The 15230-nt window shown below is 69.8% G+C and carries 13 protein-coding genes; 5 read left to right on the top strand and 8 right to left on the bottom strand.

Annotation, left to right across the window (positions count from 1 at the left end; all coding sequences use genetic code 11):
• The first annotated feature begins 14 nt into the window (after positions 1-14).
• Positions 15-1406, top strand: a complete 1392-nt coding sequence (locus FNF32_RS02965; RefSeq protein WP_131674623.1) for a phosphohexomutase domain-containing protein — start codon at positions 15-17, stop codon at positions 1404-1406.
• Positions 1407-1460: 54 nt separating this feature from the next.
• On the opposite strand, the gene FNF32_RS02960 is transcribed toward FNF32_RS02965, so the two are convergent.
• Together FNF32_RS02960 and FNF32_RS02955 are read right to left on the bottom strand one after the other, a co-directional pair.
• Positions 1461-2135: an ABC transporter ATP-binding protein gene (locus tag FNF32_RS02960; protein ID WP_131674624.1), complete on the bottom strand. Its 675-nt coding sequence runs from the start codon at positions 2133-2135 to the stop codon at positions 1461-1463.
• A 23-nt stretch (positions 2136-2158) separates the two neighbouring features.
• The gene (locus FNF32_RS02955; protein ID WP_246087651.1) at positions 2159-3535 is read right to left on the bottom strand and encodes a KpsE/RkpR family capsule polysaccharide export protein; all 1377 of its coding nucleotides are present in this window, start codon (positions 3533-3535) and stop codon (positions 2159-2161) included.
• A 442-nt stretch (positions 3536-3977) separates the two neighbouring features.
• Between FNF32_RS02955 and FNF32_RS02950 the strand changes: the two genes are divergently transcribed.
• Positions 3978-4904 (top strand): ABC transporter permease, encoded by a 927-nt coding sequence (locus FNF32_RS02950; RefSeq protein WP_246087650.1) that lies wholly within the window; start codon positions 3978-3980, stop codon positions 4902-4904.
• 20 nt (positions 4905-4924) lie between these two features.
• Here FNF32_RS02950 and FNF32_RS02945 read toward each other — a convergent pair whose 3' ends face one another.
• The 4 genes from FNF32_RS02945 to FNF32_RS02930 all read right to left on the bottom strand — a co-directional run bounded on the left by FNF32_RS02945 (position 4925) and on the right by FNF32_RS02930 (position 10743).
• A complete protein-coding gene (locus FNF32_RS02945) occupies positions 4925-8089 on the bottom strand; it encodes a calcium-binding protein (protein ID WP_131674900.1) in 3165 nt (1054 codons plus the stop codon).
• A 184-nt stretch (positions 8090-8273) separates the two neighbouring features.
• Complete coding sequence (locus tag FNF32_RS02940; RefSeq protein ID WP_131674901.1) at positions 8274-9404, bottom strand: GNAT family N-acetyltransferase; 1131 nt, start codon at positions 9402-9404, stop codon at positions 8274-8276.
• Between the two features lie 67 nt (positions 9405-9471).
• Positions 9472-9867 (bottom strand): VOC family protein, encoded by a 396-nt coding sequence (locus FNF32_RS02935; RefSeq protein WP_131674902.1) that lies wholly within the window; start codon positions 9865-9867, stop codon positions 9472-9474.
• Between the two features lie 3 nt (positions 9868-9870).
• Positions 9871-10743 carry a branched-chain amino acid aminotransferase gene (locus FNF32_RS02930; protein WP_131674903.1) on the bottom strand — a complete coding sequence of 291 codons (873 nt, stop codon included), beginning with the start codon at positions 10741-10743 and terminating at the stop codon, positions 9871-9873.
• A 149-nt stretch (positions 10744-10892) separates the two neighbouring features.
• On the opposite strand from FNF32_RS02930, the gene FNF32_RS02925 reads away from it, so the two are divergent.
• Positions 10893-11438: a MarR family winged helix-turn-helix transcriptional regulator gene (locus FNF32_RS02925; protein WP_131674904.1), complete on the top strand. Its 546-nt coding sequence runs from the start codon at positions 10893-10895 to the stop codon at positions 11436-11438.
• A complete protein-coding gene (locus tag FNF32_RS02920; protein WP_131674905.1) occupies positions 11435-12187 on the top strand; it encodes a response regulator in 753 nt (250 codons plus the stop codon). Before FNF32_RS02925 ends, FNF32_RS02920 begins: the two co-directional genes overlap by 4 nt.
• 99 nt (positions 12188-12286) lie before the next feature.
• Here FNF32_RS02920 and dalA read toward each other — a convergent pair whose 3' ends face one another.
• A complete protein-coding gene (gene dalA, locus FNF32_RS02915; protein ID WP_131674906.1) occupies positions 12287-12799 on the bottom strand; it encodes a divisome-associated lipoprotein DalA in 513 nt (170 codons plus the stop codon).
• A 316-nt stretch (positions 12800-13115) separates the two neighbouring features.
• On the opposite strand from dalA, the gene FNF32_RS02910 reads away from it, so the two are divergent.
• Entirely contained in the window at positions 13116-13838 is a 723-nt protein-coding gene (locus FNF32_RS02910; protein WP_131674907.1) for a L,D-transpeptidase, read from the top strand.
• 105 nt (positions 13839-13943) lie between these two features.
• On the opposite strand, the gene FNF32_RS02905 is transcribed toward FNF32_RS02910, so the two are convergent.
• On the bottom strand, positions 13944-15215 hold the full coding sequence (locus FNF32_RS02905; RefSeq protein ID WP_131674908.1) for a PP2C family protein-serine/threonine phosphatase: 1272 nt from the start codon (positions 15213-15215) through the stop codon (positions 13944-13946).
• Between the last annotated feature and the right edge of the window lie 15 nt (positions 15216-15230).

The raw sequence follows: 15230 nt of genomic DNA, 5'->3' as shown, positions 1-15230 counted from the left end.
TCAGGACCACCGCCATGACCCAGCGCGACATCACCTGCTTCAAGGCCTACGACCTGCGCGGCAGGCTGGGATCGGAACTGGACGAGGACGTGGCGTGGCGCGTCGGCCGCGCCTTCGCGGCCCGGCCCCATGACGGCCCCGCCGCCCGCATCGTCGTCGGCCGCGACGGCCGCGAAAGCTCCCCCACCCTGGCCGCCGCGCTGATCCACGGCCTGACCGAGGGCGGCGCGGACGTGCTGGACCTCGGCCTCGCCGGCACCGAAGAGATGTATTTCGCCGTCGCCCATTACGGCGCCGATGGCGGGATCGAGGTCACGGCCTCGCACAACCCGATCGACTACAACGGGATGAAGCTGGTGGGCCGGGGCGCCGCGCCGCTGGACCCCGCGACGGAACTCGCGGCGCTGGCGGACCTTGCCCGGTCTGGCGACTTTCCCGCAGCCGCGCGGACCGGGCAGGTCGAGGTTTTCGGCCACGCGCGGGCCGCCTATGCGAGCGCCGTCTGCGATTTCGTGGACGCGGGCGCGCTGCGGCCCATGACGGTGCTGGTCAACGCGGGCAACGGCGTGGCGGGCCCCGCCTTCGACGCCATCGCCGAGGAACTCGCGCGCCGCGGCGCGCCCCTGCGGTTCGTCCGCATCAACCACGATCCCGACGCGACCTTCCCGAACGGGATCCCGAACCCGCTGCTGCCCGAAAACCAGCCGATGACCGCCGACGCCGTGCGCGCGCACCGGGCCGACCTGGGCGTCGCGTGGGACGGGGATTTCGACCGCTGTTTCCTGTTCGACGGCGCGGGCCGATTCATCCCCGGCGAATACATCGTCGGCCTGCTGGCGCAGGCGTTCCTGTCGCGCCACCCCGGCGAACGCATCGTCCACGACCCCCGCGTGGTCCTGAACACCCGCGACGTGATCGCGGGCGCGAACGGTCAGGCCGTGCAAAGCCGCACCGGCCACGCCTTCGTCAAGCAGACCATGCGCCAGAGCGGCGCGATCTACGGCGGCGAGATGTCTGCGCATCATTACTTCCGCGACTTCGCATTCGCCGACAGCGGCATGATCCCGTGGCTGAAGGTGGTGGAGCTTCTGTCGCTGCAGGCGACCTCGCTGTCCGATCTGACCCGCGACCGGATGTCCGCGTTCCCGTCGTCGGGCGAGATCAACTTCCGCCTGGCCGATCCCGACGCCGCCATCGCGCGGGTGCTGGCCGAGCTGGAACCGGGCGCGATCGCCCGCGACGACACCGACGGGATCAGCCTGGAATACCCGGACTGGCGTTTCAACCTGCGCCGGTCGAACACCGAGCCCGTCGTGCGGCTGAACGTGGAAAGCCGGGGCGACGCGGCGCTGGTCGCGACGCAGGTGGCGCGGATCGAGGCGCTTCTGGACGGCGTGCGGGCGTGAGCCTGGGGCCAACGCTTGGCCCGAAGGCGGATATTTCCGGACAGAAGATCGCCGTCAGTCGCCGACGGTGTCGGGGACGCCCATCAGGTGCTCGTGATAGCGCACCGCCTCACGCACATCGTCGAACATCGTCAGCCGCCCCTTGTTCAGGACGCCGCCCATGTTGCAGAGGCGGTGGATCATCTCGGTCGAGTGGGTGACGACGACGGCCGACGAATTGCGCATGCGGTCCATCAGCACCTGCTGCGACTTCATGCGGAACTCGGCGTCGCCCACGCTCGTCACCTCGTCCACCAGGTAGGTGTCGAAGCGGATTCCCATGCTGCATCCCATCGCGAGGCGCGAGCGCATCCCCGACGAGTAGGTGGCGAACGGCACGTGATAGCGGTCGCCCAGCGCCGCGAAGTCGCCCACGTAATCCACCAACTCGTCGCTGTCGGCGCCGTAGATGCGGGCCACGAAGCGTACGTTCTGCGCGCCCGTCAGCTCGCCGTGAAAGCTGCCCGCGAAACCCACCGGCCACGAGATCGTGCCGTCCGACCAGACCCGGCCGCTGGTCGGCAGGGTCGTGCCCGCGATCATCTTGAGAAGCGTGGACTTGCCCGCGCCGTTGCGCCCCAGCAAAGCCACCGACGCCCCGGTCGGAAAGACCGCGTTGATGTTGTCGGCGACGACCTGCGAGCTGCGGTGCAGGTTGAACACCTTGGTAAGGTTCTGAAGGACGATCATGGCGAACGGTCCGATACCCGCCGTCAGCGGCGGTCGCGGATGCTGTAATAGACCAGCATCGCGATCGACCACAGCACGAAGGTCAGCCCGAACCCCAGCGCCAGCAGCCACGGCCGGTCGGGGGTCAGCGACTTCTGCGCCGCCGTCGGCTGGATGTGGGCCGCGAGGTAGCGGCTTTGCCGCTGCGCGTTCTGCAGCGCCCCTTCGTAGGCCACGCGCGACGCGGTGTTGGCGCTTTCTGCGAATTGCAGGTCGACGGCGAGCTTTTCGTATTCCTGCATGAGGCTGGCGTAGCTTTCGCCTTCGGGCGTGTCGCCGCTGAACTTCGACCGCTCTTCCTCGATCTGGCGGTTCAGCGCCTCGATCTTCTGCTCGGCCTGGATGATGCGCTGGTCGCCCGCGCGGGCGTTCACGCGCAGCTGGTCGAGCGCGACCTGCTGCTGGGTCAGAGCGCCCTGCAGGTTGGCCAGGATCTCCATCTGCGTGCCGAGGTCGGCGGAGGGGTCGAGGATCCGGGTGCGGATGCGGAAGGCCGTCATTTCCTGCCGCGCGGTCAGAAGCTCGTCGCGGGTCTTGAACAGCTGCCGCTCGGCCAGCGATGTCGCGTCCTGAAGCGCCTTGTCCGACAGCGCGTTCACGATCTTTTCGCTTTCGCTCAGCACGGCCTGGCTGACCCTGAGCGCGTCGTCGGGGGTAAAGGCGCTGCTGCGGACGGTGATGATGCCCGCGTTGGTGTCGAGCAGCACCTTGACCTGGCGGTTCCAGTAGTCGGTCAGGTCCTCCTGCGCGCCCGAGGGGTCGTAGGCGAACACAAAGTCGCGCGGCCAGGCGCGGGTGAATGCGCCGACGAGGTCCATCTGGTCGCTCACGCGGCGGACCATGTCGGGGCTGCGGATGACTTCGAACAGGATGTCGGTGTCGGTCGCGGTGCCGGACGTGCCGCCCAGCGCCGACAGCCCGCCGAAGATGTCGATGCTGCCGCCGCCTTCTTCCCGGCGGACCGAGAACTGGGTGGTGGAGGTGTACTGATCGACCGCGCGGGTCCACAGGTACCAGCCCCAGATCCCGGTCGGCACGATCACGAACAGGACCAGCGTGAGCAGCGCGAGCCAGTGGCGCCGGCGCGGGCGGGCGAAGCCCACCGGCTGGCGGACGGGTGCCGCGGGCGGAAAGTTGCCCATGGCGGCCGGCAGGGGTCCGGCGGGCCGAAGCGCGGGCGCACCCCCGGCGGCGGCAGGCACCGGCACGCCGGGCACGGCGACGGCGGCGACCGGCCGGGGCCCCGGCGCGGGGGCGGGCGCCTGTCCGGGCGCGCCCGCCGCGGCGGCACGGGCCTGCGCTGCGGCGACGGCGGCCGCGGTGGCGGGGTCGGCCGGGGTGAGGCGGCCTGCGGGTGGCACCTGCGGGGCGGGTTGCGGCTGCGGTTGGGCTTGCGGCTGGGCGGGGGCGTGCTGCGTGACGGCCGGCTGCGGGGCCGGGGCGGATTGAGCGGGTGCGTGAGCCTGCGGCTGTGCGGGAGCTTGGCCCTGTGCGGGCGCCTGGCCTTGGGCTTGCGGCGCGCCCGAAGGCGGCGCGGCTTGCGGCGGGGCCGTCTGGGTCTGCGGCGTGGCCGCCGGGTTCTGCCCAGCCTGCGGCATGCCGGCGAACTGCGGGGCGGGGCCAGCGGGCGGCGTCGGCCTGCTTGCGGCAGGGGCCGCGCCGGTCGAGCTTGGGTTTTCGGGATTCGCGGTCCGGTCCGATGCGGGCCGCTGGGAGCTCTGATTCAATTGCACGCCTTTTCGTTGTGCTTATCCGCGCACTTGTTACATACACCGGCCAGACAAGGCCAGCGGGTGCTTTCACATGTCCGATACCGCAATCCAGCCGCATCCCCTTCCGACCGCGCGGCCCCAGATGCCGGCGCCGGTTACGGGTGCCGCGCCCCCCTCGGCCGCCGTCCCGGTCGCCGCGCGGCCGTCCCGCAGGCGACGGCTGCGGCTGATCCCGCGCCGGATGGGCGGCGGGTTGCTGGTCCAGACCTGGCGGTCGGTCAGCGCGTTGATGCTGCGCGAGATTTCGACGACTTACGGGAACTCGGCTGGCGGCTACCTGTGGGCGCTGCTCGACCCGATCCTTGGCATCGGGCTGCTGACGCTGGTGTTTTCGCAGTTCTTCGCTGTGCCCGCGCTCGGCACCAACTTCCCGCTGTTCTACGCGACCGGCTACCTTCCGTTCATGATGTTCAACGACGTCGCCAACAAGATGGCGATCTCGCTGCGCTACTCCGGGCCGTTCCTGTCCTACCCCGCGGTGACCTTCTTCGACGTGCTGTTCGCGCGGCTTCTGCTCAACGCGGGCGTTCACCTTGTCGTGTTCGCGATCGTGCTGATGAGCATCGTCCTGATCTACGACATGCCGCTGGTCCTTGACGTCGCGCGGTTGGCCGAGGGGCTGGCCCTGACCGTCCTGCTGGCGGCGGGGATCGGGGTCATGAACTGCTTCCTGATGACGCGGTTCCCGCTGTGGGAACGGACTTGGCAGATCATCACCCGGCCGCTCTTCATGATCTCGGGCATCTTCTTCCTGTGGGAAACGATGCCGGCCGGGTCGCGCGACGTGCTGTGGTACAACCCCATCGTCCACGTGATCGCCATGGTGCGGCAGGGCGTGTACCTGACCTACAACGCGACTTTCGTGGACCCGCTGTTCGTGACCGCGCTGTCGCTTCTGCTGCTGGTGAGCGGGCTCGCGCTGCTGATGCGCCACTACCGCGACCTGATGGAACGCTGATGGAACGCTGAGCGCCGCCATCAGATCAGGTCGTCGGGCGGCAGCACCAGCAGGTCCGACAGCGCGAGATGCTGGATGCCGTGGACGTAGATCCCGGCATCCGCGGCCCGGTCGCCGTCCAGATCGGCCAGCAGCAGCACGCCGGGCCCGTTCGCGTCGGCATACCGGGTCCAGCGCAGCTGCGGGCTGCCGCCGGTGAAACCGGTGTTGCCGACATAGTCGAGCCCCGCCGCGTCGATCGCCAGCCGGTCCACGCCGCGGGTGAAGTCGAGCACCCGCGCGAACGCGCCCGCCCCGGGCCGCCCGGGGATCAGGACGAAGTCGTCCGCCCCCTGCCCGCCCACCAGCGTGTCGACGCCCCCCGCGCCCCCGCCTGCAAGCACGTCATTGCCGTTGCCGCCCCACAGCTGGTCGCGCCCGTCGCCGCCGACCAGCGTGTCGCGGTCGTGCAGCCCCAGCAGCGTGTCGTCGCCCGCGCCGCCGTCGATGAAGTCGTGGCCCGACTGCCCGTCGAGCCAGTCGTTGCCCCCGCCACCGCGCATCTGGTCGCGCCCAAGACCACCCAGCGCAAGGTCGTGACCGTCGCCCGCAAGGATGAGATCGTCGCCCTCTTTCCCGAAGATCGAATCGTTGCCCCAGCCGGCGTCGACGTAGTCATCGCCCCAGCCGTCGAAGATGACGTCGTCGCCGTCGCCGCCGTAAATCGCGTCGTTGCCCGCGTCGCCCGACAGCGTGTCGTGCCCCGCGCCGCCGTTGATGGTGTCGGCGCCATCGCCGCCGTCAGCCATGTCGTCGCCGTCGCCGCCGCTCAGCACGTCGTCGCCCGCCTGTCCGCGCAGCTCGTCCCGCCCGGCCCCGCCCACGACAATGTCGCGCCCGGCGCCGCCATAGACGGTGTCGTTCCCCGCCCCTGCGTCCAGCGTGTCGTCGCCCGCGTCGCCGAGAAGCCAGTCATCCTCGGACCCGCCGTCGATCAGGTCGTTGCCCGCGCCGCCGTGAAGCGTGTCGAACCCCGCGCCGCCGGTCACGGTGTCGTTGCCCGCGCCACCGCGCGCGCTGTCGTTGCCGGCGTCGGTCAGGATCAGGTCGTTGCCCCAGTGCCCCAGCAGCGTGTCGTGCCCGATGCCCGCCTGCAGCGTGTCGTCGCCGCCACCGCCCAGCAGCCGGTTCGACCCGGCCCGGTCCGCCAGCAGGTCGTTGCCGTCACCGCCCGCGAGGATGTCGTCGCCCCACTGGCCCAGAAGCGTGTCGTCCCCCGCTTCGCCGTAAAGCGAATCGTTGCCGTACCCGCCCTCGATCCAGTCGCGCCCCTCGCCGCCCAGCACAAGGTCGTGGCCGTTGTCGGCGGCGATCGAGTCGGCGCCGGCCTGACCATGCAGGCGGTCGTTGCCCGCGCCGCCCGACAGGGTGTCGTCGCCCGCCTCGCCCTGCACCATGTCGTCGCCGTCGTTGCCCGCGATCAGGTCGCCGTCGCCGCCGCCGGCGATCACGTCGTTGCCCACACCGCCGAAAAGCGAGTCGACGGACGCGCTGCCGATGATGGTGTCGTGCCCGCCGCTGCCCTCGATCTGGCCGCCCACATGCGGCGCCACGATCGTGTCGTTCCCCAGCGTGCCGACGATCCGGGTGCCGATCTGCGGCGGGGTGTAATGCGCGATCGGGAACATGTCGTTCGTGAACTGCCACGGCAGCAGCGTGCGGCCGTCGGCGGAATAGATGTCGATCACGGTATCGTTGTAGAAGATCTTGATTCCGTAGCTCTGGGGCCGGAACACCAGCTGCGCGGTGCTGCGGATCATTCCCAGAAGCGACAGGTCCAGCCGGTCCTCGGCGGGGTCGAAGTCACGGATCGCGATCCGCCCGCCCGGGTCGGTCGCCACGAACAGGTCTGCCCCCGCCCCGCCCCACAGCGCGACCGACCGGGTGCCGGATATCAGGATGTCGTCGCCGCCCCCGCCCCGGATCGTGGTGGTGCCGTCGCTGCCCTGGATCAGGTCGCCGCCCGCCGTGCCGGTGTAGGTGCCGTTCCCGGCCCGCGTGGTCAGACCGATGGCGCCCGGGTCCACGATGAACTGCGAGAACGCGTGCTCGGTGGCCGAGGCCGCCACGACCACGATCCGCCCGTCCACCACCGAAGCCGAGATCGACGACACGTCGGCAAGCGCCAGCTGCGCCGTATCGGCGATTGTGGCGAGATGCAGAAGTCGCCCGTCGGCGGTCAGCGTCAGCAGGCTCAGCCCGTCATCGGCGCCGCCCACGACGATGAAGCTTCGCCCGTCGATCGTGACCGCCTCCATCGCGGTGACGCTTTGGAACCGGGTTCCAAGCTCGTCAATGACGTGGTCGACCGGCAGCATCCGCCCGTCCGCCGACAGGCTCACCACCGTCAGGGACGAGCTTTGCGCCGAGCTGACGACGAGGAAATGCCGCCCCCCGACCTCGGCATGGACCAGATCGCGGGGCTGGTTGAAGCCGGTGCCGCTTTGGCTGCCCAGGAACTCGCCGGGCATCAGGGTGCCGTTATCCGCCAGGCGCTGGGTCGAGACGTAGTTGCCGCGCAGCGACGACGACACGATCACCACCGCGCCGTTGATCCGCACGGCGATCAGCGCGTCGGCCTGCGCCCCTTCGATCCCGCTGGGGCGGCCCGATGTCGCGGCCAGCACCGGCGGACCATCGGCCGCCATGTGCCACACGCTGACCTGGGTGTCGCCCGCGCGGGTCGTGATCAGGCAGTCGATCCCCGCCCCGGTCGTGACCCGCGCGATGCCCGCGATGTCGGCAGGCAGGCCCCCGGCCCCGCCCGGGGCCGCGATAGTGCCAGCCCCGGCCCCCGCCGCAAGACTGGCGTCGGCCGCCCCGATCTCGCCCCGCGACCCCAGCGAACGCGGACCCGGGCCGCCGACCAAGCCGGTCACCACCAGCGTCTCGCCGCCGCCGGGGCGGTCGAGCAGCGCGATGTCGGGGGTGGCCACGTGGCGCAGCCGCGGGCCGTGACCGATCTGGCCGGACGGCACGAACCTGCCCTGTTCGTCCGCCACCCACCGCGCGAGCCCGCCCCCCAGGTGGCTCAGCGTGAACAGCACCAGCCGGCCGTCGAACACGCCCAGCTGCACGTCGGTCAGGTTCGTCGAGAACACCGGCTGCGGGTGCCTGTAGGTGCCAGCATGTGAAAAACCGACCATCGTTCAACCCTCAGGCGCGCCAGACCGGGTGCGGACCGGGTGCGGACCCGGCCACGGACCTTGCCGCGCAACGAGGGGAAAATACGAAGGCGGAGCTTAACAGCCGCTTTCCGGCGGGCGCCTGGAACGGCGCGAAAGCAGGGGAAAACCCGACAAGTCTAGCGATCTTGCAGGGAACCGGATCTCAGCCGCGCTTGAAGGGGCCGAAGGCCGCCGTCTCGGCCATGTCATCGCCCACCGCCTGGCCTTCTTCGTCCAGGTAGCCCGCGATCGCGCGGCGGAAGGACGGGTCGGCGACCCAGTGCAACGAATGGATCTGGCTCGGCAGATAACCCCGGGCAAGCTTGTGTTCGCCCTGCGCCCCCGCCTCGACCCGCGACAGCCCGTGCGCGATCGCCCAGTCGATGGCACGGTGGTAGCACAGTTCGAAATGCAGATAGGGGTGATCCTCGACGCAGCCCCAGTAGCGGCCGAAAAGCGTGTCGCGGCCGATCAGGTTCAGCGCGCCCGCGACCGGGCGGCCGTCGCGTTCGGCCAGCACCAGCAGCACGTCGTCGCGCATCGTCTCGTGCAGCCGGTCGAAAAAGGCGCGGGTCAGGTAGGGCCGGCCCCATTTGCGGCTGCCGGTATCCTGGTAAAAGGTCCAGAACGCGTCCCAGTGGGCGGGATCGAGATCGTCGCCGGTCAGGCTGTGGATGGTGCCGCCGAAGGCGTTCGCGCGCTCGCGTTCCTTGCGGATCGCCTTGCGCTTGCGGCTGCTCAGATCGCCCAGGAAGTCGTCGAAGGTCGCGTAGCCGCGGTTTTCCCAGTGATACTGCGTGGTCGTGCGCCCCAGCCAGCCCTGCGCCTCGCCCAGCTCCCGCTCGTCGACGGTGCAGAAGGTGACGTGTGCAGACGACAGGTCCGCCCGGCCCGCCACCTCGGCCATGGCCGCCAGCAGCGCGGCCCGCACCTCGGGCCGGTCGGCGATCAGCCGGGGACCGGTGGCGGGCGTAAAGGGGACGGCGCATTGCAGCTTGGGATAATACTGCCCGCCCGCCCGCATCCAGGCGTCGGCCCAGGCGTGGTCGAAGATGTATTCGCCCTGGCTGTGCGATTTCAGATAGACCGGCGAGACGCCGACGACCTCGCCCCCTTCCTGCGCGACGAGATGCGATGGATGCCAGCCGGTGCGGCCGCCGACCGAGCCGGATTGTTCCAGCCCCAGAAGGAATCGGTGGGTGGTGAAGGGATCGCCGCCGGGGCCGCAGCTGTCCCAATCCTCGGCCGGGATGGCATCGATTCGCGGCACGACGGAGACGGTGAGTTCGGTCATGCCGGATGAGATAGGCGGCGCAGGCGGAAACGCAACCGCGTGCGGCCGGGCAAAGGCGAACCCGCACTCAGCGCGGGCGTTCGATCAGGTCCCACAGGTTGCCGTAAAGGTCCGCGAATACCGCGACGGTGCCATAATCCGCCCGCATGGGCTCGCGCACGATCCGCACGCCCATATCGCGCAGGCGACCCAGATCGCCGTTGATGTCGTCGGTTTCCAGAAACAGGAACACCCGCCCGCCCGTCTGGTGGCCGATCGCGGCGACCTGAGCGGGGCCTGTCGCGCGGCCCAGCACCAGCGTCGGACCGGCCCCGCCTTCGGGGCCGATCGTCACCCAGCGTTTCCCCGCGTCGGGCAGCGGGGTATCCTCGCGGACCTCGAACCCCAGCGCCCGGCGATACCAGGCGATCGCCTCGTCATAATCGCCCACGACAAGCGTGACGTGGGCGATCCGCCGGGGCATGCGTCAGGCGCGCACGAGGGCGTCGTAATCCTCGGCGATCTTGCGGGTGGTCGGGCCGACCTGGAAATGCCAGTCCTCGCCGATCTGGGCGACCGGGGTCACCTCGGCCGCCGATCCGGTCAGGAAGCATTCCTGGAAGTCCGCCACTTCCTCGGGAAGAATGTGACGCTCGTGCACCGTCAGGCCCTGGTCGCGGCACATCTTGATGATGGTCTGGCGCGTCAGCCCGTTCAGGAACACGTCGGCGAGCGGCGTGTGAATTTCCCCATCTTTCACGAAGAACACGTTCGCGCCGGTGGCTTCCGCCACGTAGCCGCGGAAGTCCATGAACAGCGCGTCCGAGCAGCCTTTCTTCTCGGCCGCGTGCTTGGACATGGTGCAGATCATGTAAAGACCCGCGGCCTTCGCCGCCGAGGGGATCGTTTCCGGGCTGGGGCGTTTCCACTTGGCGATGTCGAGCTTGGCGCCCTGCCACTTGGCGTCGCCGTAGTAGCTGCCCCATTCCCACGCGCAGACCGCCATGCGGACCGGGTTGCGGCTGGCCGCGACGCCCATGTCGGGACCTGCGCCGCGGAACGCGACCACGCGCAGATAGGCGTTGGTGAAGCCGTTCGCGTCCAGTACCGCGCGCTTGGCGGCGTCGATCTGGTCGGCGGTGTAGGGGATTTCCATGTCGATCAGCTCGCCGGACTTCAGCAGCCGCTCGGAATGTTCGCGGCACTTGAAGATCTTGCCGTCGTAGCAGCGCTCGCCTTCGAACACCGAGCTTGCGTAGTGCAGCGCATGGGTCAGGACGTGGACCTTGGCATCGCGCCAGTCCACCAATTCGCCATCCAACCAGATCTTGCCGTCGCGGTCATCGTAGCTTCCGGTCATCTCGCCCTCGTCTGGATTTCGGATTGTTTCGCGCGGTCGGCATCGGGTGCCAGAAAGTTGCGCTTGTCGCTCGATCCTATGGGATTGATTCTTGGAAAGTCAACAAGCCTGCCATAATGTAGGCGCATGGCTCATGTGCGGAGACGGCGATGCAAGTGTCGAGACGGGTAGCGATCGGCAACACCGCGGGCTCGGTCCCCGACGGGGCCGAAGGGCTTTTGTTCCTGACCGACGAACAGCTGCGCCGCGGGATCGAGGCGATGTACTTCGCCTATCGTGCCTTCACCTCGGACCCCGACCTGATCCTGGACGAGATCGGTTTCGGCCGCGCCCATCACCGGGCCATGCATTTCATCCACCGCGATCCGGGCCTGACGGTCACGGCGCTTCTCGATGTGCTGGGCGTGACCAAGCAGTCGCTGAACCGGGTGCTGAGGACGCTGATCGAGGACGGGCTGGTCGAAAGCCGCGTCGGCCGCCGCGACCGGCGCGAGCGCGAGCTGCACCTGACCCACAAGGGCGCGGCGCTGGAACGGCGGTTGTCGGAAAGCCAGCGGGCGCGGATGCGGGCGGCGTTCCGGTCCACCGGGCCGCAGGCGGTCGCGGGCTTCCGCCAGGTGCTCGAGGCGATGATGGACCGCGACACCCTGCGCCAGTTCCAGACGCTCCGCGACCTGCCCGAGGACCGGCGATGACCGATGCCGACACCGCGGGCGGCTCCCCGCGCGCCGCGGACGCGCCCCGCGCGCCGGAAGCGCATGTCATGGTCGTGGACGACGACGAACGCATCCGCGCGCTGCTGCGCCGCTTCCTCGTCCGCAGCGGCTATCTGGTCACGACTGCGCGCGACGCGGGCCAGGCGCGGCGGCTTCTGGCGGGGCTCGAGTTCGACCTGCTGGTGGTGGACGTGATGATGCCGGGCGAGGACGGGTTCTCGCTGACCCGCGACCTGCGCCGCCGGATGCAGACGCCGATCCTGCTGCTGACCGCCAAAGGCGAGACCGCGGACCGGATCGAGGGACTGGAATCGGGCGCCGACGATTATCTGCCGAAGCCTTTCGAGCCGCGCGAACTGCTGCTCAGGATCGCCGCGATCCTGCGCCGCGCGCCCGCCCCCGAAACCCGGCTGCCGCATTTCATGTCGCTGGGGCAGCTGCGCTACGACACCGCCAAGGGCGAGCTGATGCACGGCGACACCCACGTGCGCCTGACCGGCAGCGAACAGACGCTGTTGCGACGCCTGGCCGAGACGCCGGGCGAGCCGGTCAGCCGCGCGCAGCTGATCGAGGATCTGGGCCGCAGCCCGGACGAGGGCGGCGAGAACTCGGAACGTGCGATCGACGTGCAGATGACGCGGCTGCGCCGCAAGCTGGAACGCGACCCGCGCGAGCCCCGCTATCTGCAGACGGTGCGCGGGGCGGGCTACATGCTGGTCCCTGACTGAAAGGCAGCGGGGGTAGCGGGCGTGCGGTCGCCGGTGGCGACCCGTCCGCTCTGGCGGCGGAAACGGATCGGCCGCCGGGTGCCCGGCGGCCGTCCGGGATCAGCTGCCGATGTTCAGCGCCCACCAGATCTTGTTCGTCGGTTCCTGCAGCCAGCCGATGCCCAGCTGCGTCGCGGCCGGGTCCATGATGACGTCGCGGGTGTCGCGGGCCTGCATCCACGCCGACAGGGTCGAAATCTCGTTCTCATAGGTTTCCGAGATGTTCTCGCCGATCAGCGCGCCGAAATAGCCCTGCCGCTTGGCGCGGTCCAGGGGCGACGATCCGTCCGACCCGAAATGCCAGGCGCGGTTCTGCGCCGCCATGTCGCGGGCGTGGGCGGCCGACGCGGCGCTCAGTTGCGGGCTGAGCGCGAGCGGGCCAAGCCCCGACTGCGCGCGCAGGATGTTGACCTGCCCCAGCAGGCGGACGGGGATCTGCGCCTCTTCCTGGGGCGTGATGCGGTAGGCGACAGGGATCGGCTTTCCGTCGGGGCCGAGCGTGGCCTGCGGAGCGGGCTGGCAGGCGGCCAGCGCAAGCATGACGGCCAGGGCCAGGAACGGAAGCTTGGTCATCGGGGTCCCTCGTGTCGGTTGACGTGCCGGCTGGCGTGCCGGCGTCTGTCTGTTCGTGTTTTCCGGTGCAGATAGACCAGCGCGCGGGTGGCCCGAAAGGCAATAATGCGTGAGGCGCGGGCGCCGCGCGCGGACGTTGCGGCGCCGCACCTGTGCAAGCGTGCAACAGCGCGGCAGATGACGCTCTGGTGAATTGCCTGCCGCCGTCGCCACACCATATGCGGAACGCGAGGACAGCCAGGCTGCCCGCCACATCGACCCCAGATCTGCCATCTACAGGGCCGGCACAGACCGGCCAGACATGAGGAGCGGCGCAATGACCACGAAACCGGCATCTTCCCTCAGCCGGCGGACCTTTCTAGCCTCAGGCGCGGCGCTTGGCGTCGGGACGGCGGGGCTCGCCGCGCCGGCGTTCGCGCAGGCGTTCGACCCCTATACCGGCCAGCCCCTGCAGGCCGGCGGCGGCGCCGCGCCCGCCTTTGACCCCTATACCGGCCAGCCGCTGCAAGGCGCGCCCGCCGCGGGCGCGACCCCCGACGCGGGCGTGGTCCAGTTCGACAGCTCGCAGGACAGCCGCCGCAACATTTCCAGCTTCCGCATGCACGCGGACTGGCGCCCCTACTTCACCTCGCTGACGAACGGCGCGGTGCTGGTGGACCTGACCTCGCGCGCGCTCACCTACTGGTCCGAGGACGAGTCGGTGTTCCGCATGTACCCGACCTCGATCCCCGTCAGCGAAGACCTGACCCGCCGCGGCCGGACCGAGATCATCAAGAAGGTCGAGGGCCCGTCCTGGTCGCCCACGCCCGAGATGAAGAAACGCAACCCCGACTGGCCGGACTTCGTCGGCCCCGGCCCCGACAACCCGCTGGGGACCCACGCGCTGTGGCTCAGCTGGCAGTACTACCGGATCCACGGGACCCACGACACGCGCAAGATCGGCCGCAAGTCGTCGAACGGCTGCATCGGGCTGTACAACGAGCATATCAAGGAACTGTTCGGGCTGACCAACGTCGGCACGCAGGTCCTCGTGATCTAGGACGCGGTCCTTTCACCTGATGACACGGCGGCCCCTGCGATGCAGCGGGCCGCCGTTTTCGTTGACGACCCCGATCCGCGCCTTACGCGACAGGCATCGCCCGCTTTACGCGGAGGGCTTCGCCTCTGGCCCGAACTCAAGCAGCACGGCGGACATGTCGTCCATGCGGCTGCCGCCGCTGAACTCGGACAGCGACCAGCAGAGCGATTCAAGGAACACCGCCCCCCGCAGCGGCGCGTTGGTCCGCATCACGGCGATCAGCCCCTCGTCGCCAAGCTGCTCACCCTGCGGGGTCGCGGCCTCGGTCACGCCGTCCGAGGCGATGAACAGTCGCTCGCCGGGCGACAGCGTCAGCTCGATTTCCTCGAACTCGGCGTCGGGGAAGATGCCGACCGGCAAGCCCCCGGTCCCCACCGGCTCCACATGGCCGTCCGCGCGCTGAAGCATCGGGTGCGGATGGCCCGCCTGCACCAGCCGCATCCGGCCGCTTTCGGTGTCGATATCTGCGTGGATCATTGTGAGATAGGCGTCCGACCGCACCTCCTCGATCATCAGGCGGTTGAGGCCGTGGACCACCTGCCGCGGCCCGGGCAGGATCCCGCGCCCCGGCAGTTCGGCGTCCGCGCCCGACAGATGCGCGGCCAGCCGCGCGGTCAGCAGCGCCGCGGTCACGCCGCTGCCCGACACGTCGATGGCATAGGCCGCGAACCGCCCCGGACCGGCCGGGCGGAAACCCACCAGGTCGCCGCCCAGATGCCCCGCCGGCCGCATCAGCAGCGACAGGTCGAACCCGCCGATCCGCGCCTGCCGTTCGCGCACCAGCCCCTGCTGGATCTTGCGCGCCTCGCGCAGGTCCGCCTCCATCTCGTCCTGGGTGTGGTGCAGTTCGTCCAGCGCCGATTGCAGCCGGGCGTTGGTGGCCATCAGGCGTTCCTGCATGGACAGCACGCGCTCGCCCACGGCCATCCGCGCCAGCAGCTCGCCCCGGTTCGCGGGCTTGGTCAGGAAGTCGTCCGCGCCCGCCGACAGCGCGTGGATCGCATCGCCCTCGGCCCGGCGACCGGTCAGCAGGATCACGTAGCCGTAGCTGGTCGCGGGCAGCTGGCGAAAGGCGCGGCACAGGTCCAGCCCCGACATGCCCGGCATTTCCCAGTCGGTCAGCAGGATATCGGGCCGCGCCTCAGCGCACATGGCAAGCGCCCGTTCGCCCGATCCGGCCTGCTTAACCACGTAGCCCGCCTGCCGCAGCTGCAGCGCCAGCAGATCGCTGAAGCTGCGGCTGTCATCGACCAGCAGCACCACGCGACGCGACTGACGCCGGATCGCGTCGGTCGCCAAGGGGTCCCGCAAAGGCTGCAATCGATTCGGCTGCGTCATGCGCCAAGGGTTAGC

It is taken from the genome of Paracoccus marinus (assembly GCF_007018965.1).
Lineage (GTDB): Bacteria > Pseudomonadota > Alphaproteobacteria > Rhodobacterales > Rhodobacteraceae > Paracoccus > Paracoccus marinus.
Note: the sequence above shows the minus strand (reverse complement) of the source record. Positions and strands in the feature narration are given on the sequence as shown.

Excerpts from the sequence above, each read along its gene's own strand:
- FNF32_RS02965 (WP_131674623.1), top strand. The coding sequence starts at position 15 with ATGACCCAGCGCGACATCACCTGCTTCAAGGCCTACGACCTGCGCGGC.
- FNF32_RS02960 (WP_131674624.1), bottom strand. The coding sequence starts at position 2,135 with ATGATCGTCCTTCAGAACCTTACCAAGGTGTTCAACCTGCACCGCAGC.
- FNF32_RS02950 (WP_246087650.1), top strand. The coding sequence starts at position 3,978 with ATGTCCGATACCGCAATCCAGCCGCATCCCCTTCCGACCGCGCGGCCC.
- FNF32_RS02930 (WP_131674903.1), bottom strand. The coding sequence starts at position 10,743 with ATGACCGGAAGCTACGATGACCGCGACGGCAAGATCTGGTTGGATGGC.
- FNF32_RS02935 (WP_131674902.1), bottom strand. The coding sequence starts at position 9,867 with ATGCCCCGGCGGATCGCCCACGTCACGCTTGTCGTGGGCGATTATGAC.
- FNF32_RS02905 (WP_131674908.1), bottom strand. The coding sequence starts at position 15,215 with ATGACGCAGCCGAATCGATTGCAGCCTTTGCGGGACCCCTTGGCGACC.
- dalA (WP_131674906.1), bottom strand. The coding sequence starts at position 12,799 with ATGACCAAGCTTCCGTTCCTGGCCCTGGCCGTCATGCTTGCGCTGGCC.
- FNF32_RS02945 (WP_131674900.1), bottom strand. The coding sequence starts at position 8,089 with ATGGTCGGTTTTTCACATGCTGGCACCTACAGGCACCCGCAGCCGGTG.
- FNF32_RS02940 (WP_131674901.1), bottom strand. The coding sequence starts at position 9,404 with ATGACCGAACTCACCGTCTCCGTCGTGCCGCGAATCGATGCCATCCCG.
- FNF32_RS02925 (WP_131674904.1), top strand. The coding sequence starts at position 10,893 with ATGCAAGTGTCGAGACGGGTAGCGATCGGCAACACCGCGGGCTCGGTC.
- FNF32_RS02920 (WP_131674905.1), top strand. The coding sequence starts at position 11,435 with ATGACCGATGCCGACACCGCGGGCGGCTCCCCGCGCGCCGCGGACGCG.
- FNF32_RS02910 (WP_131674907.1), top strand. The coding sequence starts at position 13,116 with ATGACCACGAAACCGGCATCTTCCCTCAGCCGGCGGACCTTTCTAGCC.